We start from the raw sequence: 23,358 nt of genomic DNA, 5'->3' as shown, positions 1-23,358 counted from the left end.
AAAAACAGGAGTTACGATCCCATAAACCATAGCTGACTATGGGTTTCATCTCTATAATTGTGGAAGTTGTTCTGGGGCAGCGACTTATTTGTACAAGGAGTCACAGGTCGTGGCAGACAAGTTGCTAAAGAGTGAATGGAAGCGAATTTCGGGACTCGCTGCCGCGCCACCGCTCCAGCCCATGAACCGGGAACTTCAGACACGCGTTACCGCTAGCATCCTGGTGATCCTCACTGTGGCGGCAATCGTCTTCGCGACTTACAACTACAAAGTCGAACGCTCCTTCACGGTTCCCGATGACGGAGCCTGGTGGATCGAGAAGAAGGGGCAACTTGTCGCGGATCGGCTCGATCCCGAAGGCCCAGCAGCCCGAGCGGGCATTCGCACCGGCGATATTGTGCAGAGCGTCAATGGACGCCAGGTCAACTCTTTAGCCAGTCTTTCCCGCCAGCGTTTCTATTCCGGCGTCTGGTCCAAAGCAACCTACTCGCTGATTCGCGGCCAGGTTCCGGTGGATGTTGAACTCGTGCTGGCTCCCGCCGAACGGTCGATGAATGACTGGCTCCGGTTGATCGCGCTGATCTACCTCGGGATTGGCCTTTATGTTCTTCTCCGGCGCTGGACAGCAGTAGGTTCCACTCACTTCTACATTTTCTGCCTGGTGTCGTTCATTTTCTATTCTTTCCACTACACCGGTAAGTTCAACGAATTTGACTGGTCGGTGTACTGGTGTAACGAAGTCGCGTGGCTGCTTCAGCCGGCCTTGTTCCTGCATTTTGCTCTGACGTTTCCAGAGCGCCGTGGCTTCGTCGGCCGATATCCGTGGTCGGTGCGTCTGTTGTATTTCCCCGGTTTGATTCTGCTGGGAATTCAACTTCTGTCTTTGCGCTACCTGCAGGCAAGTGAACGGCTGCGCTGGCATCTGGACCAGATGCATTGGGGATATTCCACCCTGCTGTTTGTCGCCGCAGCCGCCGTGCTCGTGGATAGCTACCAGCGCGCCACGACCCCCATCCTGCGCCAGCAGTTGAAGTGGATTACGCGCGGCACAGTCCTCGCGATTACGCCGTTCACGCTACTTTATGTCCTGCCGTACCTCTTCGGCGCGATGCCCTCCACGGGGATGAAGGTCTCGGTCCTGTCCCTGGGATTGCTTCCGCTGACATTCGGCTACGCCATCTTCCGCTACCGGTTGATGGATGTGGATCTGATCTTCAAGCGCGGCATGGCCTACACGCTGGCTGCGGCCGCAATTGTCGGAGCCTATTTCGCAGGCGTAGCGGCGATTGCGGAACTGGTCCACGCTCGGGTCCCCAGCTCTGGACCGTATGGCTTGATGTTGGCGGTTGTTGTTACGGCGCTGTTGTTCGATCCGGTCCGAAAATGGATTCAGGACAAGCTCGACCAGTTCTTCTACCGCACGCGCTACGACTATCGGCGCACGCTGATCGAGTTTGGGCGCGAGATGAGTTCGGAAACCGATATCGACAAGATGCTGGCATCGGTCGTGGATCGCCTGGCGCGGACGCTAATGGTCGACCGAGTCGCGATTTTCCTGGCTAACAGCGACTCTTCTCGCTTTGAACTCGCCAAGTCGTTTGGACTGTCGCACCTCACGGGCATCGATCTCTCGTTCCTGGCAAAGACTCGCATCGAGGATGTTGCGGGACACATCTTCTTCGAAAACACGCACCAGTTGCCGCGCGAGAGCCCGGCAGCGCAGGAAGCAATCGGACGCCTCGATCTCAACTATTACATTCCCTGCCATGCGCAGCAGAAGACCATTGCGTTTTTGGGACTTGGCAAAACCATGGACGGCGATTTCCTTTCCAGCGAAGACGTCGAACTGTTGGAAACGCTGGCGGGATATATCGGTATCGCGATTCAGAATGGCCGGCTGTACGCATCGCTGGAGCAAAAAGTCGCCGAGTACGAACGCCTGAAGGACTTCAACGAAAACATCGTCGAGTCCATCAATGTGGGCGTGCTGGCAGTGGATCTACAGGACCGAGTCGAGTCCTGGAATTCGCAGATGGAAGTGATGTACGCGCTTCCGCGCTGGCAGGCTGTAGGACGCTCGTTAAGTGAAGTCTTTCCGGCGGCATTTGTGGAAGAGTTCTACCGCGTCCGGCAGAATCCTGGCATTCACAACCTGTACAAGTTCCGCATGGGCACTCCGACCGGGGAGTGGCGAACCGTGAACGTCGCGATTGCACCTCTGGTCACGCGCAAGTTTCACGTCGTCGGACGCCTGGTGATCATGGACGACATCACCCAGCGCATGGAACTGGAAGCCCAGCTGTCGCAGGCGGACAAGCTATCGTCGATCGGATTGCTGGCCGCAGGTGTGGCCCACGAAGTCAATACGCCGCTGGCAGTGATTTCGTCGTACACGCAGATGCTCGCGAAGCAGTTGCAGTCGGATGCTCCGAAGGCAGGCGTGCTCGACAAGATCATCAAGCAAACCTTCCGCGCATCCGAAATCGTCAACAACCTGCTGAATTTCTCTCGCACGACCGGCACTGAGTTCACGGAAGTCAATGTGAACAAGGTGATCGATGACACGCTGGCGCTGCTGGAACATCAATTCAAAGTGGCGCAAGTCACTGTCGAACGGAATCTCGAAGACGAGATCCCCGCGATCCTCGGAAATCCCGGCCGCCTGCAGCAGGTTTTCCTGAACCTGTTCCTGAATGCCAAGGATGCGATGAACGGCGGCGGAACATTGCGCTTAAGCACGCAGAACGGCGAGTCCGTCAGCGTACGCGTATCGGATACGGGTAGCGGTATCGCACAGGAACACATTCAACGCATCTACGATCCATTTTTTACGACCAAAACGGCGCCCGCCGAAGGCCAGAATCGCGGCACCGGCTTGGGACTCTCCGTCACCTACGGCATCATCCAGGAGCACGCTGGCAACATCCGGGTAGAGAGCCGTCCTGGCGAAGGCACAACCTTCACGCTTGATTTCCCCCTGATCAGGAAGGCCGTCCATGTCTGAAGCTGCGGTTATTTCGCGCCGGATGCCGCCAGAAACGCTGCCCGAGAACCTCGGCCGCGTGCTGGTGATTGATGACGAAGCCGAAATTCGGGAGTCGTTGGAAACCCTTCTGCAACTCGAAGGTTACACCGTGGCCACCGCGGCGACCGGCCGCGAGGGCATGGCCATGCTGGGTGATCGTACCTTCGACATCGTCCTGCTCGATCTCGCTTTGCCTGACCGAAACGGCATGGACTTGCTGGGCGAGATTCACATGCTGAATCCGCTGCAGCCCGTAATCATGATCACCGCCTACGGCACCGTTGAGAACGCCGTGCGGGCGATGCAAAGTGGCGCCACCAACTTCATCCAGAAGCCCTGGGACAACGAAAAGCTATTGGCCGATGTTCGCGCCGCGGTTGCCCGGCAGCGCGCGGAAGAAGAAAACGTTCAACTCAAGCGCGCACTGAAGCAGCGCTACGACTTCGACAACATCGTGGGCAAGAGCGAGCCCATGCTCAAGATTTTCGATCTCGTAGCCCAGGTGGCACCCAGCCGCTCCACGATTCTTTTGCAAGGCGAAAGCGGGACAGGCAAGGAACTGATCGCCAAGGCGCTGCATCTTCATTCGGCTCGCCGCGACCGGCCCTTTGTTCCGGTGAATACCGGTTCCATGCCGGCAGACCTGCTCGAATCGAATTTGTTTGGGCACGTCAAAGGTGCATTCACCAGCGCCATCGCGTCCAAAAAAGGCCTCTTCGAAGTCGCGGATCGCGGCACCCTCTTCCTCGATGAAATTGGCACCATGACCATGGACACGCAGAGCAAGATCCTGCGCGTTCTTCAGGATCGCAGGTTCATGCATCTGGGCGGCACGCAAGAGATGCAAGTGGACGTGCGCATCATCGCCGCTACCAACGTCGATCTGCGGCAGATGGTTCGTGACGGCCGGTTCCGCGAAGATCTGTTCTATCGCCTCAACGTGATCACCATCGACCTGCCGCCATTGCGCCAACGACGTGAGGACATTCCTCTGCTGGTTGATCACTTCCTCAAGAAGTATTCGGAAGAGAACGAGCGTCCCCGACGCCACGTGACTACCGACGCTCTGCGCCCGCTGGTGACGTATTCCTGGCCGGGCAATGTTCGCGAACTTGAAAACGTCGTGGAGCGCGCCGTAGTGCTGTCTTCGGGCACGGATATCACAGGCGATCTGCTGCCCGACCACATCGCTGGGCGCGGTACTCCAGTACCCGTGATGGATACGGATCCGACAGCTTCCCTGTTCGACATCATGGAAGACTGCGAACGCCGCATCATCATGGACATGCTGGAAAAATGCGGTTGGAATCAGACCGAAGCCGCCGAGCGGTTCCACGTTCCACTGTCCACGCTGAACCAGAAAATCAAGCGGTTGAATATCGAGATCAAGAAGAAGAACAACCACCGCGACTAAGCGATCACGGTCACACGCGCGTGTTACGCAGACCGCAGCAGTAGTCCTGCCACTGCGGCAACGGCGATCAGAATCGGCTCCGGAACCTTCCAGCGAAACAGAACTGCCAGGCTGACGGCGCAAATCAGAATTGTCGGCCAGTCGTAGACCGAACGCCTCGCGAGCACGATGACCGCGCCAGCGATCGCTCCGGTCGCGGCGGCTGTCACTCCACGAACGAACGCATTCAATTGAGGATTCTTCGCCCAGCGTTTGTACGAGGGCGCCAGCACGATCACGACCAGATAAACCGGCAGAAAGATTCCGAGAGCGGATGCGGTCGCTCCCGCAACCCCGGCCACCAGATAACCAATGAAGGCGACCGTGATCACGACTGGGCCGGGTGTAATCATGGCCACGGCTACGGCATCCACAAACTGATGGTCGGTGAGCCAGTGATGTCCCTGGACAACTCCGCCATACAGAAACGGCACAACGGCGAGCCCGCTGCCGAATACGAACATTCCAGCCTTTGCGAAGTAGAGAAATATCTGCAGTAGCGGGCTACTCCCGAAACTGAACGACATCGGCGCCAGCAGCACCGCCGAAATCTTTCCAGTTTGGACGCGGGTAGGACGAGCTTTGACCAGTAGTGCGACCACCCCACCTAGCAGAAAGAGCCAAATGATTTCGCGGGACGTCCACGCGGTCGAAATCGCCAGGACCGCAAAAATCCCCCACAGCAATTTATCTTTGCCCAGCGTCAGCTTGGTGAGTTTGACCGCGGAGCGGGCAATGATGCCAATCACGGCCGCGCCGATGCCGTAGAACATCCCCTGCATCCATGGCAAGCCCCCAAAGCGGACATACGCAGCCGAAAGCGCCAGCACCATCAGGAACGACGGCAGTACGAATGCGATACCGACCGCTGTGGCTCCGATGATTCCGGCCCGGAGGTAGCCAAGGTAAATGGCGAGTTGCGCCGCCAGCGGACCGGGGGCCAACTGCGCGAGGGCGAGGCCTTCAACGTAGTCCTCTTTGCTGACCCATCCGCGTTTGTCGACGAGATCCTGTTGCATGTGCCCGGCGAGCGCGATCGGACCGCCAAATCCCACCGTGCCAAGCCAGAGGAAATAGCCGACGAACTCAGGAAGGGAGGCTTTCGCAGTTTGGTGCGCCTCGGGATGGGGTTTTTCGGTCACGCTTCGTCGTCCTCAAACTACACGATTTCGGCAAAACTCAGATCTCAGATCCAGCGACATCTTATCGGAAATTCTGCCGGGTGGCGGCCGAAGGGGTCCTCCGATACGCCCCCTCCATCCGGCCCTCCACCTCCGTTTTCGCCTCTGCTATAGTCTCTGGGACGGATATGGCCCTCGAACTGGAACTGATCTCGCCCTTTGACGTCGCGAAAGACGCGGTCAAGGCGATTCAGGATTACGCGATCTTGGCATCGCAGTCGCTGACGAATTTCTTTCGCCGGCCACTCTATTGGGGCGACTTGCTGCAGCAGGCCGACCTCATCGGCGTCGGTTCCCTTCCCATCGTGGTTCTTTCTGGACTCTCCATCGGCGCTCTGCTCGCGTTGAACTCGGCGAGCACGCTCCAGCGCTTTGGCGGGATCACATTGATCGGGCAACTGGTTTCGCAATCGATGGTCACGGAACTCGGCCCGCTCATCACCGGACTGATGGTTTCAGGACGAAACGCGTCCGGCATGGCCAGCGAACTCGGCTCGATGATCGTCACCGAACAGATCGATGCCATGCGCGCGCTGGGCACCGATCCCAGCAAGAAACTGGTCACACCGCGGGTCGGCGCCACCGTCTTCATGCTGTTTTTTCTGACCATTATTTCCGATCTGCTCGGACTGGTCGGCGGATTCGCGGTCGCCAACCTGCTCTTCGGACTCGACTCCCGGCAATACTGGAGCAACGCCTGGCAGACCCTGGTGTTCCGCGACGTCTTCATGGGCCTGGTCAAACCAGTGATGTTCGGCTTCATCATCGCCAGCATTGGCTGTTACTACGGCATGTCAACGCGGGGCGGCACACAAGGTGTAGGCCGTTCCACCACGCAAGCCGTGGTCACGTCGTCGGTGCTGATCCTCGTCGTTGATTTCTTTGTCACCAAGGCGATCTTCGCGGTGCTTGGTTACAGGTAGAACATGTCAGCGCCCACTCTGCCGATTGAAAACGCGGCCACACAGCAGAGCGATTCCTCCGCCGATCCTGTCGTGTTCGACAACGTTTCGATTGCGTTTGAAGACAATGTCGTCCTTGACGGCGTGTCCTTCCACCTGCCAAAAGGGGATACCAAGGCCTTATTCGGTGTGGCGGGTTCGGGCAAGAGCACGATCCTCAAGCTTGCCCTCGGACTGATGAGACCGGATTCGGGCCGCATCTTCCTTCTTGGAAACGAAGTCACGAGCATGTCCGAGCAGGAATTGTTCACGCTCCGCGCACGGGCGGGGATCGTGTTCCAGGAAAGTGCCTTGTTCGATTCCCTCAAGGTGCGCGAAAATGTCGCTTACCGGATGATGGAAGAACATCTTTCGGAAGAAGAAGTCGACCGGCGCGTGCGCGAAGTACTTCGCTTCGTGGAACTGGAACGCACGATTGACATGATTCCGTCGGAACTCTCCGGCGGTATGCGGCGGCGCGTGGCGATCGCACGCGCGATCATTACGCAACCGGAAGTGCTGCTCTACGATTCTCCGACCGGCGGCCTCGATCCGGTCACTTCCAACACCATCGTCGAGTTGATCGTGAAACAGCGCGATGTCTACAAGACCAGCGCGCTGATGGTGACGCACCGCCTGCAGGACGGCTTCACCATGGCCACCCACGAATTCGATAAAAATACGAACAAGATGGTGAAGATGCCGAAAGGCAAGCAGAGCGAAGTTCCGATGAGCTTCCTGCTGCTGCGCGACGGCAAGATTATCTTCGACGGTGATCTGCGAGAGCTGGCCGCGTCTCGCGATCCTTATATCCGGGAATACATCTCATAGATTCCGCAACCCGGCCCTTGCTGCTCTGCGTTAATTCTTCCCGCCCGTCGCCGCCTGTTTCATTTGGACGAACGCTTCCACGTTGGCCTTGTCCACCAGGGCGGATCCTGTATCCACGAATGCAGGCACCGGCGCAAAGCTGTCTTTGGCAAAATCCCCGGACAGCGAATTCAGTTTGTTGTGATAGAACTCGTCGAGCACGCGCAGTCCGAAATAGGTCATCGTGTAAGGCTTTTGTGAGATGGTCGCTGCAATCACGCCTTTGCGAATCCACTCCAGCGTGTCGGGATCGGTATCCATTGCGATTACAACTTTGCCCGTAATTTTGTTCGAACTCAGAACGGTGGCCACTTCCTTGCCACCTTGCGCCTCCAGGCACACGAACGCATCAATCTTGTCGCGTTCCTTGCCGAGAATCTCGGTAGTGGTATCGAAAACGATGCGAGGGTCGCCCGCGATGTCGACGACACGCGCGATCTTGATCTGTGGATGACTATCCAGCGCCGCGCGGAACCCATTCAAGCGTTCCGCCATATTTGCCTGCGCCGGCATCGTGAATATGACGACGTTTCCTTTACCCTTGAGTTCCGCTGCAAGACGAGTTCCACCGGCGAGTCCTGCCTGGTAATTGTTGGTCCCGATAAAAAACAGGCGCTTGCTGTCCGGCGCGTCGGAGTCGATGGTGATCACCGGAATGCCCGCGGCAATCGCTTTGTCGATGCTCTCGGTAAGCAACTTCGCGTCCGCTGCCGACACCAGAATACCGGTCGGCTTTTTCGTTAACGCTTTTTCGAAAGCCTCCTTTTCAGCTTTGGGATCGTATTCGTCAGGTCCGACAAAATCGGATTTCACTTGCAGTTGGGAAGCCGCCTGCGCCAGTCCCGCGCCCGCCGCCTTCCAATACGGCACCTGAATATTGGCGGAAACGAGAATGTAAAGTTCGTCAGCGGAATGTGCCGCACCGCAATCAAGAAGAGGAACGATGAACATCAGGGCTACAAAGAACGCCAGGAATTGACGCGGGCGAGGCATAAGCTCCTCCTTGGAACACAACTTTGAAGGACTATCGGAACGGTAGGGATTGTAGACCCGAGGAGTGGGAGGATGCAAAGGTGAGGGTCACGGGCCACAGGTTGGAGGTCACAGGTCAGTCTAGGTCAGAGATTAGAGGTCAGATTGCAGAGGTCACGACACACTTGGTCCATATTTTTCATGCATTCTTCATGCGCTCTAATCCCCTAAATCCCCCTAAAGAACTGTCATCCGGAACGAAGTGAGGGATCTGCAGTCCGCCTGCACAAAACAGCCACCCATCGTTCCGAATCGTAGCCGTACAGGGACTCTCACTTGGCACCATCCGGTTTCTGCCGCGGCTTCTTTCCCGGCAACGCGACCGGATTCTCATGCGTCCGCTCGCGGAAACCGCCTCTCAAGCCGGTCGCCAGTCCAATCGTCGACTCGCCAAACTTATCGCGCAGATGGTCGGCGGCGGCCAGCACCTTCTTCCAGCGTTCGTCCCGCGCAGGCTCCAATAAATCAAGCTGCGAACCACTCGCTTCGAAGTGCGATGCCTGTACGCCGAGGAGTCGTATCGGGGATCCCTTTTTCCAGTTGTGCAGGAAAAGCTGGTGTATCTCTTCATAGATCTCAGTGTCGAGCTGTGTGGGTTGCTCGAGTGAGTGAGCCCGAGTCAGCGTGGTGAAGTCTGAGTAGCGCAGTTTGAGTTGGATCGTCCGCGCAAAATATCCGCCTTCGCGCAGGCGGCGGCCGACCATCTCGCTCAAGCGCATCAGCGTGGACTGCAACCGGTCGAGTTGGGCGGTGTCTTCGTTGTACGTGTGTTCGTGGCTGATGGACTTTGCGCCGCTGTCCTCGCCGACTGCGGTGTCAAACCATCCCCCAGCATCTTCTCCGCGTGATTTCCCCGCGAGCGCGAGTCCCCATTTTCCGAAACGCTCTTCGAGGTCGCCTTCTTCCAGTCGAGCCAGATCGCCGACACGTTCAATACCCATCGCGTGCAGTTTCTGTTCCATCACTTTGCCGACACCGGGAATATCGCGCACATCGAGTGGCGCAAGGAACTTTGCTTCCTGCGATGGCAGCACCCAGATCACGCCGTTGGGCTTGGCTTTTGCCGATCCGACCTTGGCGATCAGACGTGACGTCCCGATGCCGATCGAGCAATTCAATTGCGTCGACGCCTTCATCGCCTCATGCAGGCGATGCGCCGATCGCAACGGGAGCCCGTGCAAGCGCTCCGTGCCGGTCATGTCGAGATAGGCTTCGTCCACTGACGCCATTTCCACCTGCGGAGAGAAACGGCACAGCACCTCGTGGACGCGTCCTGAGTATTCGCGGTAACGTTCCGGATGCCCGTTGACAAAGACGGCCTGCGGACAAAGCTTCGCCGCCGTGCGCAGAGGCATTGCCGAATGTACGCCGAATTTCCGCGCCGCGTACGAAGCCGCCGAAACCACGCCGCGCTCGTCGCGCTGTCCGCCGACTACGACGGGCTTTCCTTTGAGCGACGGATCGTACAGTTCCTCCACGGAGACGAAGAAGGCGTCCATATCGACGTGGAAGATGGTGCGGGTGGAAGGCATGGAGATTCTGGAGGTCTACGAAAGAATCATACGTTCTTTGGCTGGAGAGTGGAATCGAGTGGGGATAAGCGCGCCCTGGCTAGCCATGGATCAACGACAGTGAGCCGCTGCAATCTGTGCTTTTGCTTTGGCAGTCAGAATTACGGCCTTGGCATGCAGAGAATTGATGACATCAATCGCGAACATCGGATCAGCATAGGGTGCGGAGTCATCGCCCTCGACGAACACTTCCCAGTTTTTTCTCCGGCGGAGTGCGGCTTTTAGGGCCGGCTCAAGTTGGTCCCGACTCAGTTGCTTTCCGTTCAACAGCATTTGACTCGATTCACTCACTCTGACTACGATGGGGCCCTCCAGACACTCCAGTGGATCCGGATCGTGCCCTGGCGCCAGTCGCACATAGATACCCTTGGCCGGAACTTTCTGGTTAATCATGATGAAGGTAGGGAGCAGCACAAGCAGCATCACGACACCCCCAATGACAGCGCGGTTCGGGAGCGCGGACATTCTCGGTTGCAGGGGTAGTCGCCTTCGCTGACGTACTTCAGTCGAAAGATGGGGGAAACGTTCCCCTACTTTCACCGAAGCGTCAGGCGCGAACTCCGCGACGATACGAATGAGAAATGACGCCAGCAGGCTGACAACCCCACTTGCACACAAAAAATACGCCCATGCCAGTTCAACCGGTACGGACAGTGGAATACGCAATGGCGACCAATTGGCCCGAAGAAAGGTTTCAGTATCGAAGAGCAATAGAAGGCCGGAGACTAGGAGCGTGTATCCAACCCACCTGCTAGGCTGCACGGTCATGGCTGATTAGACCCCGCCCTGTATCTTCATGTTCCGCAATAGTGTGCGCAAGAGTACTACTGTTACGAACACCATTAGGTCGCAGGATCGGCACGGAATATCTCCAAATTGTGCTCAGCGGTTGACGGTGTGACGTGAGAATCGCGAGACGTTGGAGAAATGCATCGCGACGGTTCGCAACGTTCTCGCGCCTAATCTGATTTCCGGACTATAATCACGCGCATGAAATCTCTTTATCGGAATGTTCGCATTTTTCTAGCGTTGCTTGTTGTGGGGACTTGCATGGGGCAAGCGGTGAGGGCGCAGTCGGCGGCAATGTCCGGCGATGCGCAGGCGCTGGTGAAACAGGGGCAAAAGCTCAACAGCGAAGGCAAACAAGACGAGGCGCTGAAGCTGTATCAGGAAGCGATGGCAAAGTCTCCAGATTTGTACGAGGCGCATCTGGAATCAGGAATTGCGCTCGACATGAAGGGCGACTACACAGCGGCGCGCGTGCATCTTAAGAAGGCGATCGAAGTCGCTCCGGCAGACCAGAAGAATCGCGCCTTGCGCGTGATGGCGTTCTCGTATGCGTTCGAGAGTAATGCGGCAGAGGCGGAGAAATACGAGAAGCAGGTGTTCGACGCTTCGATGACAATGCCCAAGCCGGACTACGAGTCCGCGGCGGGAGTGGCCAACGAGTTGGCGCGCATCAAGCTCGAATCCGGCGACATCGACGGCGCAGCCACCTGGTACAAGACCGGCTACGACACCGCGCTGCGTATTCCTGACTTAAAAGATACCGACAAGAGCGTGTGGGCATTCCGCTGGGCGCACGCCCAGGCCCGCATTGCGGCGCGGCGCGGACAGCGCGAAGAAGCGCAGAAGCAGGTAGCAGCGGCGAAAGCGGCGCTCGACAAGGCGAACAATCCGGCTCAGGCCATTTTCTTTCCCTATCTGACCGGATATGTCGCGTTCTATGCCGGCGACTACAAGACGGCAATCACGGAACTGGGAAAGGCGAATCAGGAAGATGCGTTCATCCTGATGCTGCTCGCGCAGTCCTACGAGAAGACGGGCGACGCAGCGCACGCCAAGGAGTACTACAACAAGGTCATGGCGAACAACGGGCACGGTCCGACGAATGCGTTCGCGCGTCCGGTAGCGCGGAAAAAGCTGGCGGGCGGATAAAGGGAAAGACCGTTGGTGGCGACCAAGTCTTGCGTCGCCGAGTGTCAAGAACGAGTTACTTAAGTGACTTGGAGCACTTCAAAATGTGTCCCAATCATATGCTGGCAGAAAGACTGTTCCTACTACACTGAACGAGTGAGGAACGGAAGCAGAATACGACTTAGCGTAGGGCTATTCGTTGTCTTCATGGGTTGCGCAGTATGCACCTTCGCGTCAGATGCTCCGCTGCCCCAACCCGCGGCAATCTTCTCATTGTCCGAACTGCAATCGCGCTGTGAGCAAACTTGGGCGACGGTTGCATTTTCGTCGGATTCATCTGTTGCTGTGAGCGCATGCCGCATCGGCTGTGCCACACATGAATGTTCGTTATCCCTAATTAGATGGGAAGGCGATAACCTTCAGCTGATTGCCCGAACGCAGCGACTCGACTCTAGCTCGATTCACGCGGCGGGCGATGGGCATGTCCTCACTACATCTGGACGTGGTCCAAGCCTTCTGTATTCTGCAGATTTATCGACGGCACGGAAAGTCCCCAAGGACATAGGCCGCATTTCCCCATCGGGGAAGACTGTGGCGGAGTGGCAACGGGGCTCATGGAAACTCTATCGGATAGCCGACACCTTGGAACCGGTGCGCGAGGGTACGGGAGATTTGCGGTCAATTTCGGACGAGGTTGCTGTGATCCGCAATGGGCGCGTTATTCGAGTCGAAACACTCGACGGGAAGCAACTCGGTTCGTTTTCGGTGAAAGATGAAATTTGGGGTTACCATGCCGTTTTGCTGGGAAATGCCAAGCTCTATTTGGACGACTGCAAGAAGGCCCGCATCGTTGACTTCAATGGGAATGTTCAATTGGAATTGCACCCAAGAGACGTGTCAGATCAGGGGAGTCGATGGTCCACAGATGCAAGCGTATGTGATCAGGGCCACAACTCGTCTACGGACGGTCGACGTATCTTGTTCGATTTCGCCACTCGAAAAGTGCCGCCGCTAAGGCACTTTCTCGACAGCGCTCGAACCGTGACCTCGTTAGGGTGGGCGGAGCCGGAAGACAACCGTGAAGAGGTCCGCGTCGTCGATACGGTCACAGGGAAATCATGCTTCAGTTGGCACCGCAGCTTTCCGGCGACATATACTCAGGCAAGGTCGGCCGCGATTTCACCATCTGGAGAATTTGTGGCAGTTACAGACGGAACCACGCTATCCATTTATCGACTCCCCAAGGATTGCGATTCAAATACCACGATAGCCAAGTAGATGTTTCTCTCGACCTCGTTATAATCAACGCTCGGCGAGCCTGATTGTCCTTCCGGTTTTCGCCGACTCACGCGCAGCGTCCAGAATGCGGACCACCGTCACATTCGTATCGAGCGCCGAGAGCCCCGCGGGCTTGATCTCTCCCGAGACGACCGCGATCAGGTAGGAGATGGAATCGTTGTATGGAGCGGCGAGCGCCGGGGCTGCCTGCTGCCGCTCGGCATCGTCTCCTTTGCGGCGGACGCGGACGTCGTCGCGGCGGACGGTGATCGCCTGGCCGGTCTCTCCATAAACTTCCATGTCCTTGCGGTCGAACGGCCAGTTCCATGACGCCTGCAAAATGGCTTGCGCCCTCGGGTACGTGAGGATGATGGTCGCCTCATCATCCACGTGCGGATAAATCTTCGGCTTGATTTGCTGCGTGACCGCCGTCACGGCAAGCGGCGTTGCGCCCTGCATCAGCCACGTCATCAGGTCGGCGCCGTAACATCCGAAATCGAACAGCGCTCCGCCGCCGTCGCGCGCCGGATCGGTCAACCAAGCAAGGAATTCCGGTTCGACTCCGATCTCCTGCGGCCCCTTGTGCCCGTCGTGGATGACAACTTTCCGAATGTCGCCGAGCGCCCCGTCGCGCACCAGTTGATAAACGGCATTGTTGCTGGGATACCACGTCGTCTCGTAGTTCACCAGTACAGCGATGTGCGCCGCGTCGGCTGCTCGCTGGATGGCCAGCGCGTCGTCCAGGCTGACGGCCAGCGGCTTTTCCATCATGACCGGAATGCCATGACGTGCGGCCACTTCCACAATGCGGCGATGATCGCGCGTGTCGGTATACACCAATACGGCCTGCGCATGCACCGACGTAAGCATCTTTTCCACATCGCTATACAGCAATTGTGAATCGAGTTTGAACTCGTTGGCGCGACGTTGCGCAATCTGCTGATCCGGTTCGGCAACGCCGACAATCTGAATGTCGCTGCGCTTCAGCGCGGATTCCAGGAATCCGCCGACGTGCCCATGCACCAGCCCGACGATGGCAACGCGTAGAGGTTTGCCGGCTGGTTGAGCGGGAGTCTGCGCCATAAATTTCGCGGGCAGGATTGTTGTCACGGCGAGGAGTGCGATGAGGCGGATGTACCTATGCACGAGAGGGCTCCTGATCGCGTAGTGTATGTTATCCGAGAGAATTTTTGGCCAGGGCATTTAAGATTCTGCCGTCCGGGCGTCGGCCCAACGTCGAAGAGTAGCGGGAGCGAGCACTTTGGCCCGAAAGAAAGGTAATCGATGTCAACGCGCCGCGATTTTCTCAAGCACGGTACGGCCGCTCTGGCGATCGTCGGAGCGCCTGCGGCAAGTAACGCTGTCATCACGGCAAACGTTCTCGACAACTCCTCCGGCCAGACGGCGGGCGACTATTCGCGACGGCTTGAAGTAGCGCGAGCGGCCGCCCACGTGACCGGAGCATCCTTCGCCTATTGGGACGGCAAGACGCTGAACACGGCTGTCGCCGGGGTGCGCAACAGCGTGACTGGAGATCCCGTCACGGCCGACACGCTCATGCATGTTGGCTCAATCACGAAGCTGACTACTGCGGTCCTAGTCATGCAACTTGTCGATGAAGGCAAAATCAGGCTGGACGACCCGGCGATCCAACATCTGCCAGACTTCCGTATTCGCGACATGCAGTCGCTGAATCGCATCACGTGCGCGATGCTCTTGAATCACACGAGCGGAATTGACGGCGAATGGCTGCCGGAGTACGGGCCTGATCGCGAGCGAATCGTGGATGCAGTTGAGCGCTGCGCCGATCTCGATCAGCTATTCGATCCGGGAACGGAGACTTCTTACAACAATATTGCGTTTGTCGTCGCCGGATACCTGGCGCAGAAGTTGCGGGACGTGAGCTGGTACACGCTGGTCAAGACCCGCATCTATGAGCCGCTTGGGATGCGGCACTCCCTGGTCGATCCTCTGGATCTGCCGCGCTTTCGTGTCAGCGTTGGCGACCTTACCGATGAGGCAACCGCCAGAATGGTACAGACCACGCGCCCGTTCTTGGCACCCAGCTTCGCGCCAGCCGGCTCCACGCAGATGACCACGGCAAGTGATCTGGTGACGTTTGTCAAAGCTCTGATCGCCGGTGGCGTGGGCGCGAATGGGGTTCGCATCCTTTCCGCCGCGTCAGCCACGCGTATGTCAGAGCCGACCGCCGAGTTCGTAACGGTTGGCCCGTCGATAGCAAAGGTAGGGTTGGGATGGATGCTTCTGCCCGGCGGCGTGGTCGGACACGGCGGTGGTGGTCCGGGCGTGCAGTCTCAGGTGTTTGCACATCCCACCAGCGGCCGTGTCGCCGTGCTCCTCACCAATTGCGATAAGGGCGATGCGTTGATTACGGCTTTTCTCGATCCAATCGTGACGTCCTGGACCGGGACTAGAGCTTCGGAGGCGCCACGTCGCATCCCGTCTGTCGATCTCGCTCCCTATCATGGCACCTATGAAAACAATGCCGACCGCTACATCATCCTGGCCCGCGATGGCAGTCTTGCGCTGCGAACGGTCGATAAGATCTCTACGTATGACAATTCCAACCAGCATATGCCCGACATTGTGATGGAGCCACTCGGCAATGACACGTTCCGGCACGCGACGCCGGCGCCGGGCAGTCCGGCCATGCTCATGCGTTTCGTTCGACCGCGCGCCGACGGGAAGATGCGCTTCCTCGCCAGTGACGACCGATTGCTGAAGCGGGCAGAATGATGGTTACGCAGCAGGGTCATTGATTGTCTCAATGCCGCGCCTTCACCTACGAAAACTGGGGACAGGAAGCTGTGAGGAAATTGTCTTTTGGCGACCGTGCTTCGTTCAGGTTCACGAACGAACTTTTTTATCGAAGAAATCGGACGGCGGTGAGGAATGTCAAAAACAACTTCAGACCGTTCTCACTAGGTCATCGTGTATTTGAGTTGTGCTCTTGCGGTGGCAAGAACGTTAGCCAGGTGGCAAAGAACAAACCGAAAATGAGATTCCAAGTCCAACCCATCTTGTGATATCCAAGCGTCCACACATTCACGTAGTTGGCTATGAAATTGAATGGCACGCAGAGTACGAACAAGAAAACAAAACGGCATACCTTGTTTTGCGGCAAGCGTGGCACGGTTTTCCCGAGGATGAAGGCCATTCCCAGTAGGACAGCGAGCCTGGCGATAATCGCGACGAAGATCGACAGCATAGTGTTCTGGTTAAACGGTAGATCGGGCGGCTTTTGGGGTCTAGATTACCTTCGCCCGGTGCCCTCTCAGAACTCCCTACACCAGCGCCTTCTCCACCGCCGTCGCCGCGCTCGACCTTAGCAGCCGTACCCGGTCGTAGATCTTCCCATACTCCCGCGCCGACGCTCCCCACGAAAAATCCTTGCTCATGCCGTTGCGCATCAATGTTTGCCAGGACGACTGGTCGCGATAGGCGAGCAGCGCTTGCTTGATGGTAGTGAGGAGAGCTTCGCCAGTGTAGTCGTTGAACTTGAAGCCAGTGCCTTTACCGGTGCGGGCGTCCCAGGGTTCGATGGTGTCGTCGAGACCTCCGGTGGCGCGAACAATGGGCACCGTGCCGTACTTGAGGCTGTAAATCTGGTTCAGTCCGCAAGGCTCGTAGCGGGACGGCATCAGGAACATGTCGGAGCCTGCTTCGATCTTGTGTGCGACCGCATTGTCGTAGGCAACTTTAAGAGCGATTTTGTTGGGGAATTGTTTCACCAGCCGCAGGAACATTTCTTCGAAGAGCTTGTCGCCCGATCCGAGAATGGCCAGCACCATCTCTTCACGAGCCAGGCGGTCCGCGATCTGGGAGATCAGGTCGAAGCCCTTCTGCGCGGCGAAGCGCGAGACGATTCCGATGACCGGCGTATTGGGATCGGCGTTTGTCAGTCCGAAAGTGTTGAGCAGGTCTTTCTTGCACGCCTTCTTCCCAGCCAGATCCTGCGGTGAATATTTCGCGGCGAGAAACTTGTCGGCTGCCGGACTCCACTCGTCATAATCCACGCCATTCACAATTCCGGCGACGGTCGCGGCCCGAGTGCGCAGCACTCCTTCCAGGCCGAATCCGTATTCGGTCGTCTGAATCTCTTGCGAATATTTCCTGCTCACCGTGGTGATGAAGTCGGAAAAAGTCAGCGCGCCTTTCAGGAAATTGACCTGTCCGAAGAATTCCATCTTCGACATCGTGAACAAATCCCACGGCAACATCAGCAGCGGCAGGATGTCGGGCGGAAACAAACCCTGGTATCCCATGTTGTGGATGGTGAACACGGTCGCGACTTCGCGGAACGCAGGATCTTCCGCGTATTCCGTACGCAGCATGACGGGTAACAACGCCGACTGCCAGTCATGGCAATGAAACACGTGCGGCACTCCCAGAATCTTCGACGCTTCCAGCACAGCGCGCGTAAACAAGTAGTAGCGCTCCGCGTTATCTGGATAATCGCCAGCCGGGCTGCCGTAGAGCGCTTCGCGATCGAAGTACGCGGGATACTCCACGAAATAAAAACGCACGCCTCCCGTATTGCCGGCGGTCACGACCTGCGCGAAGCGATACTTGTCGTCGAACGGAATCGTGATGCTGCGCACCACCGTTTGCGGATCGTCGAGTTTGGTCTGGCGATAGCGGGGGACGTAAACGCTGACTTGATGCCCGAGGGCGGCGAGGGCCTTGGGCAACGCACCGACCACATCGGCCAACCCGCCAGTTTTTGAAAAGGGAACACACTCAGAAGCGACGAAGGCGATGTGCATCGGAAGGAGGCCTCCCGGAGCAGGACTTCAATTCCTCCCGCTCAGGCTATGATTATGGTGATGATTGCTGCTGGTCGCAATGCAATGAACTCTGCCAGTCTAAATGCCGGAAAGAAAGAGGGTCAACGTGCCTAAGGGAGGGATCGCACAGCCGGCTCAAAAACCCAAGCTGGGGCAACATCTGCTCGCCAATCATGGCGCTGCCGTGCGCATCGTCGAAGCGCTCGGCGACATCTCGCAGGCCACCGTGCTCGAGATCGGTCCCGGACGCGGCGCTCTCACTTCCCTGCTGGCCACGCGCGGACGCCGCATCATCGCCGTTGAACTCGATCGCGTGATGGCCGCGCAACTGCGTATGAAGTTCGGCACCGACGAAAATGTCGAGATCATCGAAGGCGACATCCTGAAGATTCAGCTCGACACCGTCTTTGGACCAAAACCAGGATTGGCGCGTCCGGGAATGAGTTTTGTGCCGGACCCCGCCTACGTCGTCGGCAATCTTCCGTACTACATTACTTCCGACATTGTTTTGCGGCTGCTGGAATATCACCGCTACTTTTCGACGATCGTCATCATGGTGCAGAAGGAAGTCGCGGACCGCCTGGCGGCTTCTCCGGGAAGCCGCGACTATGGCCTGCTTTCGGCGACTACACAGTTGTATGCGAGTGTAGAAAACTTGTTCACGCTGCCGCCCGCGGCGTTCGATCCGCCACCAAAAGTCCATTCCAGCGTTGTGCGTCTCACGATCGCTCCGCAGCTGGCATCGCTGAACGTGGCAGACGCAGAGTTTATTTCTTTTTTGAAATTGTCCTTCGGCCAAAAGCGGAAGACACTCTGGAACAATCTGAAAGATCACTATGATCCTGGCGCCCTGAAATCAGCGCTTGCGAAAAGTGGAGTGAAGCCGACTGTTCGAGCCGAGGCGCTGGGGCTGGATAAGAGTGCGGCGCTGTTTCGGGCGCTGCGAGACGGGACGCCGTAGATCCAAGACATGCCGGGCTACATTGTGCATAACAATCGAGGCCTCCTATGACCACCGCGATCCGCACACCGGCCGTCGCTGGACGCTTCTACCCTTGCGACGCCGACGAACTTCGACGCGACGTTTTGCAATACACCGCTCACGACGAAAAAATCCTCATCCCGGCCATCGGTTGCATCGCTCCGCATGCTGGATACATGTATTCCGGCCACGTGGCTGGTACCGTCTATTCACAAATGGAAATTCCGCGCCGCGTGATTGTCCTTTGTCCGAATCACACCGGCATGGGACACCCGCTGGCGATCATGACGCGTGCAGGTTGGCAGACTCCACTGGGCGAAGTCGCGGCTGACGCGGAATTGGGAGATGCCCTGCTGCAACGATTCCCACTTCTTCGTGAGGACAGCGCCGCGCACCGCTCCGAGCATGCGATTGAAGTGCAGCTTCCATTCCTGCAAACGCTTCATCCTGACCTCAGCTTTGTTCCGATTGCCGTGGGGACCAGCGACTTCAACGTTCTTCACGGCCTCGGACAAGCGCTTGCCGACGTGATCTCGGCGCAGCCGGCAAAGATTCTTATCATCGCGTCGAGCGACATGAATCACTATGAATCCGACACGATTACGCGCGTGAAAGACCACAAAGCAATCGAACGCGTGCTCGCCTTGGATGCTCGCGGACTGTGGGAGACCGTCAAGAAGGAAAACATCACCATGTGCGGATTCGGCCCATCCGTTGCAATGCTGACCGCCGCAGTGCAGATTGGTGCAAAATCCGCGACGCTGGTGAAGTACGCGACCTCAGGCGACGTGTCCGGTGACTACGACCAGGTCGTGGGCTATGCCGGAATCGTCGTTTCGTAGAAACCTGAATGCCAGGCGGCGTGAGGACTCCGAGCAAGAAAAAGAGGGCGCCCCCGATCGGTCGCCCTCATCCAGGAGAAACACTCTTTGTACTAGTGCGGCTTGCTGCTGCGCGGCGGCGCTGACGGCATCCGCGACGATGGCGAGGGCGTCCGTGGACTGTACACTCGCGACGGCGGAGTCGTCGACGAAGTCGAGGAAGAACTCGCTGCGCTGGTATTTCCGCTCGTTGAGTTCCCATGCGAGGACCGGCTCGGTGGCGCGATCCGTCCACGCGGCTCGGTCGAAACCTCTACTGCACGGCTGTTCCTGCCGACCTCGCGCGACACATGGTCGAGATTGCGGACCGTTCCGCGCGGAACGCCCAATCCCGCAGATCCCGGTGTGATGTTGACCCGTCTCTGCGCTCCCGGCAGCGGATTCACCGTCAAACCTCTTCCCACCATCACCAGTGCCCGGCTCCGCGCCGGAGGAACTGGCACAACCGTTCTGCGCGGTGGATTCACAACCCGCGGCAACGCGTTCCAGGTATTCCAATAGCCCGGCTGCCACACCCAGCCAAACCCGGGTACGTAGGCCCAGTTGCCGTAGCGGTAGGGCATCCATCCCCACGGATACGAGGACACCCACATGTAGCCCGCACCCGGATAGTAGGCCCAGCCGCCGTCTTGATATGGGCTCCAACCGGCATCCAGAAAGAACGGTTGCCACACCATGCCGTATCCCGGCACCGACATGTAGTTGCCGTAATAGTTCAGATCGCTCATGCCGTAAGCGTAGGGAGATGAATTGCTACCGGAGTTGCGGCTGGCATAGCGATCCTGATACTCGCTCTGCTCTTTGTCCCATTCGTCGTAGGAATTCTCTTCGAAATTCTTGGCGACATCATAGCGGTCGCTGTCCACCTCGAAGGTGGCCGTGTGCTTCTGATCGACTTCAACCGAACCGGACTGACCGCCGACATTCACGCGGCCTTTGATCACTGCCAGCGTAATATCGTCGTGCCCAAGGCCGACGCGGAAATGCGCAGGCTCATTCAGCGTGACGGACTCATGCCCGAAGTTCAACGTCCATTCATCGGATCTCTTGCCGCGATAGTTGACGTAGGCCATGCCCGCCGTCAGGAGGATCGTGCTCATTTTCTGGCCATCGTCTCCGAGCGAAAGGCGAGTGAATTCCACTTCGCTATTGGGAACGATGCGGAGAGTACTGCCGTCCTCGAACTCGATTTCGGCGCGGCCGTCATTCGCGGTCTGCAGGCGCGATCCTTCCACGACCGGCATGTTCAGGAATGTCTTGTCGAATCCGTCGCCCGTGCCTCGGTCCATCTGCACGCTGCCCTGCACTTCACTCAAGCGCACGATGCGAGCCTTGGATTCCGCCGACGCGGAACCGATCAGCAGGACGCCTGTCAGCATCGTCCACACTGCCAAAGTCTTTGCCAACTTCGTGCTTGTCATATATGTCATATATCGATCTCCCGAGACCCGCCCTAAAACGTTAGAACCCGTTGCCATTCAGTTAGTTGCCGAGCGTCCACCTTAATTTGCGGACGTCGCCCGATTCTTTCTCAGATTCTCCCAAATCCTCGCAAGCGCCTAACCTACATCAGATCAGTCAGTTACGTAATCCATGAATGATTTCGAGATGGCTGCAGTGTGGAAGGCAGCGGAGGTTAAGTCAAGCCATTTTTAGGCCTAATGAACCAATGGCCTAGGTCATGGTCGAACGGAATGTCCGGCGGAGCCACGAGAGGCGTCAGCGAGCTGCCGACCGGTCGAGCAAGCGCTGGGCGCGCGCGCGGGTCACGTTGATCACCGAGGAGTCCGCCACGATCTGTTGCAGAATCGGCGCGATCGCCTGGATTTCAAGCGGCGGGTTGAGGCGCGCCGATTCTTCCGTTCGCTTCAATTCTTCGGCCAGTGCCAGTTTCTGATAGCGGAGACCGAACTCCAGTCGATGACCAAGTTCCAATGTCGCGGAGAGGCTTTGAAACAAATTGGTCAGATCCTGTACCGCTACGTCGGGGGAGTAGTTGTAGGTGGCCTCCGAGCTACGCTGCGCATCTTGGTAGCTCAGGGTCTTGCTCCCGGTGAATGCCATGTTCTTGCGATGGGGATCGAGGCTCTTCTGAAAGTATCCGGTCTTGGCAGAGAGTTCGAAAACCTTGTCCCTTGTCGTGGACGAGACGCTGAAGTCGTAATCGAAATTGTCCGTGTCTTCGCTTTCGGAGGAGATCTTGCTGTTTGAAGTGTAGTGCGCTTTGCCGTCGGACTGAATTCTCAAGGAATAATGTGACGGCTGAGATCCTGGAAAATCAAGCGTGAAACTAACCGTCGCCATCTCGGGCTTGGCCTGGGAATAGGAGAGCGCCGACGTCAGGATGAGAAATAAAACGAAGTGAAATCCGCGCAGCATGGGCCACAGCCATCATTGGGTAAGCAGGCAAGATTCGTCAAGTCGGAAGCAGCTTTTAGCTCTTTGCCGCTAGGTCTTCACTCGACCCGACTTTGGGCCTCGGATGCATTCGCTGAATACCGAATGCTGAGTGCTGTCTTACTTGCACACCGCTGTGTATCCCTGTGTGTTCGTTGCTGAAAAGACGATCTGGCCGGAAATCAGGCCATTGTTGTTGATCCCGCCTGCCATGGCATTCTTTGCGCCCGCATACACGATGCTCGACAAGACGCCATTCTTGTCGATAAACCCAAACGAGCGGTCCGAGGAAAGACGATTGCCAACGATCACGCCCGCATTGTTTACGTCCGTGAGCACGGTTCCATAGCGCGACTTCGGATAGTCGATCGTAGTGAACGTTCCGTTCTTCCACGTAAATCCGTGGTCGACCAGGCCATCAGAATACGATCCTACGATCAGATTGCTGTCGTTGATTGCCTGCGGATTGGTGACTTGTGCGCCCGGAAAAGCGATCACGGTGTATTTACCGCTGTCTAGTTTGAATCCCTTGACGGTAACGCCTTTCGCAAAGCTGCCCGCAACGACGCCCGCAGTGTTGATCCCGTAAAGCCAGGTGTGTGTCGCCTTCGGATAATTGAATTCCACAAAACTGCTGCCTGACTGGGCAAATCCGTGAACATGCTGGATGCGTCCGTTATCCAGATAAGAGCCAACATTGACGCCTTGGATATTGCGGCTGCTGAACCAGGTGAAGATCGAATTCGGAGCATCGAAGATCGTGAACTTCCCGCTGGCGGAACGCGAAAAAGCTACGAACGCTCCAGAGTTGTTGTCTTCCAGTTGGCCAACCACGGTGCCGTCATCGGTCACGTCGTTAACGGCGGCGAAGGCATATCCGGCTGGAGCCGAAAATGTCGTAAACGTGCAGGAAGCCTGGTTGCTGGCCAATGAAATTGACGAAGACAACACCAACGAGACGAACAGCCCAAAAGCGGCGCGGGGAAGGCGCATCGGATCCTCACGTTTCAAAAGATGAATCG

19 protein-coding genes are annotated in these 23,358 nt (G+C 57.4%); 9 read left to right on the top strand and 10 right to left on the bottom strand.

Going from position 1 to position 23,358, the window contains the following annotated elements:
* Positions 1-181 precede the first annotated feature (181 nt).
* Positions 182-3,004 carry a GAF domain-containing protein gene (locus HY010_04930; protein ID MBI3475054.1) on the top strand — a complete coding sequence of 941 codons (2,823 nt, stop codon included), beginning with the start codon at positions 182-184 and terminating at the stop codon, positions 3,002-3,004.
* Positions 2,997-4,439, top strand: coding sequence for a sigma-54-dependent Fis family transcriptional regulator (locus HY010_04925; protein MBI3475053.1), 1,443 nt, complete (start codon positions 2,997-2,999; stop codon positions 4,437-4,439). The genes HY010_04930 and HY010_04925 overlap by 8 nt, the downstream gene beginning before the upstream one ends.
* A gap of 23 nt (positions 4,440-4,462) precedes the next feature.
* Here HY010_04925 and HY010_04920 read toward each other — a convergent pair whose 3' ends face one another.
* Positions 4,463-5,620 carry a chromate transporter gene (locus HY010_04920; GenBank protein MBI3475052.1) on the bottom strand — a complete coding sequence of 386 codons (1,158 nt, stop codon included), beginning with the start codon at positions 5,618-5,620 and terminating at the stop codon, positions 4,463-4,465.
* A gap of 179 nt (positions 5,621-5,799) precedes the next feature.
* Between HY010_04920 and HY010_04915 the strand changes: the two genes are divergently transcribed.
* Together HY010_04915 and HY010_04910 are read left to right on the top strand one after the other, a co-directional pair.
* Positions 5,800-6,582 (top strand): ABC transporter permease, encoded by a 783-nt coding sequence (locus tag HY010_04915; GenBank protein MBI3475051.1) that lies wholly within the window; start codon positions 5,800-5,802, stop codon positions 6,580-6,582.
* Positions 6,583-6,585: 3 nt separating this feature from the next.
* Entirely contained in the window at positions 6,586-7,431 is an 846-nt protein-coding gene (locus tag HY010_04910; GenBank protein MBI3475050.1) for an ATP-binding cassette domain-containing protein, read from the top strand.
* Between the two features lie 30 nt (positions 7,432-7,461).
* Here the strand turns inward: HY010_04910 and HY010_04905 are convergent, their stop codons facing one another.
* The 3 genes from HY010_04905 to HY010_04895 form a co-directional block, all read right to left on the bottom strand.
* Positions 7,462-8,421 (bottom strand): substrate-binding domain-containing protein, encoded by a 960-nt coding sequence (locus tag HY010_04905; protein ID MBI3475049.1) that lies wholly within the window; start codon positions 8,419-8,421, stop codon positions 7,462-7,464.
* Between the two features lie 353 nt (positions 8,422-8,774).
* Positions 8,775-10,034 (bottom strand): DNA polymerase IV, encoded by a 1,260-nt coding sequence (gene dinB, locus HY010_04900; protein ID MBI3475048.1) that lies wholly within the window; start codon positions 10,032-10,034, stop codon positions 8,775-8,777.
* A gap of 90 nt (positions 10,035-10,124) precedes the next feature.
* Complete coding sequence (locus tag HY010_04895) at positions 10,125-10,538, bottom strand: biopolymer transporter ExbD (GenBank protein ID MBI3475047.1); 414 nt, start codon at positions 10,536-10,538, stop codon at positions 10,125-10,127.
* Positions 10,539-11,063: 525 nt separating this feature from the next.
* Between HY010_04895 and HY010_04890 the strand changes: the two genes are divergently transcribed.
* Entirely contained in the window at positions 11,064-12,011 is a 948-nt protein-coding gene (locus HY010_04890) for a tetratricopeptide repeat protein (GenBank protein ID MBI3475046.1), read from the top strand.
* A 570-nt stretch (positions 12,012-12,581) separates the two neighbouring features.
* The gene (locus HY010_04885; protein MBI3475045.1) at positions 12,582-13,268 is read left to right on the top strand and encodes a hypothetical protein; all 687 of its coding nucleotides are present in this window, start codon (positions 12,582-12,584) and stop codon (positions 13,266-13,268) included.
* A 24-nt stretch (positions 13,269-13,292) separates the two neighbouring features.
* Here the strand turns inward: HY010_04885 and HY010_04880 are convergent, their stop codons facing one another.
* Positions 13,293-14,471 (bottom strand): Gfo/Idh/MocA family oxidoreductase, encoded by a 1,179-nt coding sequence (locus HY010_04880; GenBank protein MBI3475044.1) that lies wholly within the window; start codon positions 14,469-14,471, stop codon positions 13,293-13,295.
* Positions 14,472-14,552: 81 nt separating this feature from the next.
* Between HY010_04880 and HY010_04875 the strand changes: the two genes are divergently transcribed.
* Positions 14,553-16,025, top strand: coding sequence for a beta-lactamase family protein (locus HY010_04875; GenBank protein MBI3475043.1), 1,473 nt, complete (start codon positions 14,553-14,555; stop codon positions 16,023-16,025).
* Positions 16,026-16,215: 190 nt separating this feature from the next.
* On the opposite strand, the gene HY010_04870 is transcribed toward HY010_04875, so the two are convergent.
* Positions 16,216-16,497, bottom strand: coding sequence for a hypothetical protein (locus HY010_04870; GenBank protein ID MBI3475042.1), 282 nt, complete (start codon positions 16,495-16,497; stop codon positions 16,216-16,218).
* Positions 16,498-16,573: 76 nt separating this feature from the next.
* On the bottom strand, positions 16,574-18,055 hold the full coding sequence (glgA, locus tag HY010_04865; GenBank protein ID MBI3475041.1) for a glycogen synthase GlgA: 1,482 nt from the start codon (positions 18,053-18,055) through the stop codon (positions 16,574-16,576).
* A 103-nt stretch (positions 18,056-18,158) separates the two neighbouring features.
* On the opposite strand from glgA, the gene rsmA reads away from it, so the two are divergent.
* On the top strand, positions 18,159-19,037 hold the full coding sequence (gene rsmA, locus HY010_04860) for a ribosomal RNA small subunit methyltransferase A (protein MBI3475040.1): 879 nt from the start codon (positions 18,159-18,161) through the stop codon (positions 19,035-19,037).
* Between the two features lie 47 nt (positions 19,038-19,084).
* Entirely contained in the window at positions 19,085-19,900 is an 816-nt protein-coding gene (amrB, locus tag HY010_04855; GenBank protein MBI3475039.1) for an AmmeMemoRadiSam system protein B, read from the top strand.
* Between the two features lie 92 nt (positions 19,901-19,992).
* Here the strand turns inward: amrB and HY010_04850 are convergent, their stop codons facing one another.
* From HY010_04850 to HY010_04840, 3 genes are all read right to left on the bottom strand, one after another.
* Positions 19,993-21,369 (bottom strand): FecR domain-containing protein, encoded by a 1,377-nt coding sequence (locus tag HY010_04850; GenBank protein ID MBI3475038.1) that lies wholly within the window; start codon positions 21,367-21,369, stop codon positions 19,993-19,995.
* Between the two features lie 289 nt (positions 21,370-21,658).
* Positions 21,659-22,318 (bottom strand): hypothetical protein, encoded by a 660-nt coding sequence (locus HY010_04845; GenBank protein MBI3475037.1) that lies wholly within the window; start codon positions 22,316-22,318, stop codon positions 21,659-21,661.
* Between the two features lie 138 nt (positions 22,319-22,456).
* Positions 22,457-23,329 carry a hypothetical protein gene (locus tag HY010_04840; GenBank protein ID MBI3475036.1) on the bottom strand — a complete coding sequence of 291 codons (873 nt, stop codon included), beginning with the start codon at positions 23,327-23,329 and terminating at the stop codon, positions 22,457-22,459.
* Positions 23,330-23,358 lie beyond the last annotated feature (29 nt).

The organism is Acidobacteriota bacterium (genome assembly GCA_016196065.1).
Classification (GTDB): domain Bacteria; phylum Acidobacteriota; class Terriglobia; order Terriglobales; family Acidobacteriaceae; genus Acidiflorens.
The sequence above is the reverse complement of the archived record's forward strand: the minus strand, read 5'-3'. Positions and strand labels throughout refer to the sequence as shown.

Coding starts and splice junctions, on each gene's coding strand:
- rsmA (MBI3475040.1), top strand. CDS start 18,159: ATGCCGGAAAGAAAGAGGGTCAACGTGCCTAAGGGAGGGATCGCACAG.
- HY010_04890 (MBI3475046.1), top strand. CDS start 11,064: ATGAAATCTCTTTATCGGAATGTTCGCATTTTTCTAGCGTTGCTTGTT.
- HY010_04850 (MBI3475038.1), bottom strand. CDS start 21,369: ATGACATATATGACAAGCACGAAGTTGGCAAAGACTTTGGCAGTGTGG.
- HY010_04930 (MBI3475054.1), top strand. CDS start 182: ATGAACCGGGAACTTCAGACACGCGTTACCGCTAGCATCCTGGTGATC.
- HY010_04910 (MBI3475050.1), top strand. CDS start 6,586: ATGTCAGCGCCCACTCTGCCGATTGAAAACGCGGCCACACAGCAGAGC.
- HY010_04905 (MBI3475049.1), bottom strand. CDS start 8,421: ATGTTCATCGTTCCTCTTCTTGATTGCGGTGCGGCACATTCCGCTGAC.
- amrB (MBI3475039.1), top strand. CDS start 19,085: ATGACCACCGCGATCCGCACACCGGCCGTCGCTGGACGCTTCTACCCT.
- HY010_04925 (MBI3475053.1), top strand. CDS start 2,997: ATGTCTGAAGCTGCGGTTATTTCGCGCCGGATGCCGCCAGAAACGCTG.
- HY010_04880 (MBI3475044.1), bottom strand. CDS start 14,471: ATGCCCTGGCCAAAAATTCTCTCGGATAACATACACTACGCGATCAGG.
- HY010_04840 (MBI3475036.1), bottom strand. CDS start 23,329: ATGCGCCTTCCCCGCGCCGCTTTTGGGCTGTTCGTCTCGTTGGTGTTG.
- HY010_04895 (MBI3475047.1), bottom strand. CDS start 10,538: ATGTCCGCGCTCCCGAACCGCGCTGTCATTGGGGGTGTCGTGATGCTG.
- HY010_04875 (MBI3475043.1), top strand. CDS start 14,553: ATGTCAACGCGCCGCGATTTTCTCAAGCACGGTACGGCCGCTCTGGCG.
- glgA (MBI3475041.1), bottom strand. CDS start 18,055: ATGCACATCGCCTTCGTCGCTTCTGAGTGTGTTCCCTTTTCAAAAACT.
- HY010_04870 (MBI3475042.1), bottom strand. CDS start 16,497: ATGCTGTCGATCTTCGTCGCGATTATCGCCAGGCTCGCTGTCCTACTG.
- dinB (MBI3475048.1), bottom strand. CDS start 10,034: ATGCCTTCCACCCGCACCATCTTCCACGTCGATATGGACGCCTTCTTC.
- HY010_04845 (MBI3475037.1), bottom strand. CDS start 22,318: ATGCTGCGCGGATTTCACTTCGTTTTATTTCTCATCCTGACGTCGGCG.